Below are 230 nucleotides of genomic sequence, written 5' to 3'. Positions count from 1 at the left end.
GGACGTCTTGTCTGCCATTCAATACGTCGTAGATAACAAAGACTATCACGGCATAGATGTTCTAAATCTCTCGTTTGGTGCTGAGGTTCAGAGTCATTACTGGGAAGATCCGATAAACATCGCGGTGATGAAGGCGTGGCGTGACGGCATTGTTGTGATCACTGCGGCCGGCAACGAGGGTCCAGACAACATGACTATAGGCGTGCCCGCTAACGTCCCATATGTTATTT

General features: G+C 49.1%; 1 protein-coding gene. It reads left to right on the top strand.

What is annotated here, in order from left to right:
* Nucleotides 1-230 (top strand): S8 family serine peptidase (locus A3709_RS15730; protein ID WP_156507801.1); only part of this gene is annotated, 230 nt, incomplete at both ends.

Origin of the sequence: Halioglobus sp. HI00S01 (genome assembly GCF_001635445.1) — a bacterium.
Classification (GTDB): Bacteria; Pseudomonadota; Gammaproteobacteria; order Pseudomonadales; family Halieaceae; genus Halioglobus; species Halioglobus japonicus.
Note: the sequence above shows the minus strand (reverse complement) of the source record. Positions and strands in the feature narration are given on the sequence as shown.